This is a genomic window from Corallococcus praedator (genome assembly GCF_003612125.1).
GTDB lineage: Bacteria > Myxococcota > Myxococcia > Myxococcales > Myxococcaceae > Corallococcus > Corallococcus praedator.
The window spans coordinates 1-418 of record NZ_RAWI01001201.1 but is presented as its reverse complement, the minus strand read 5'-3'; the positions used below and the strand labels follow the sequence as shown (position 1 = coordinate 418).

General features: G+C 35.2%; 1 protein-coding gene. It reads left to right on the top strand.

Features of this window, described 5'->3' with window-relative positions:
* Positions 1-418, top strand: a 418-nt coding sequence (locus D7Y13_RS43730; RefSeq protein ID WP_120631147.1) for a DUF1727 domain-containing protein, incomplete at both ends; no start/stop codon positions are given.

The window sequence follows — 418 nt, the reverse complement described above, 5'->3', positions numbered from 1 at the left end:
GTTTTAAGAGAGCTTGGGTTAAATGAACAAACAATTAAAAATGGCTTTGAAACGTATACATCAGACAATGGTCGTATGCAGTACTTTAAAAAAGAACGAAAAGAAGCGATGATCAATTTAGCTAAAAACCCTGCAGGAATGAATGCAAGTTTATCAGTTGGTGAACAATTAGAAGGCGAAAAAGTGTATGTTATTTCGCTAAATGATAACGCTGCAGATGGTCGAGATACTTCATGGATTTATGATGCAGATTTTGAAAAATTATCTAAGCAACAAATTGAAGCTATCATCGTGACAGGTACACGAGCAGAAGAACTTCAATTGCGATTGAAGTTAGCAGAGGTTGAAGTACCAATTATAGTTGAGCGTGATATTTATAAAGCAACGGCAAAGACTATGGATTATAAAGGTTTCACAG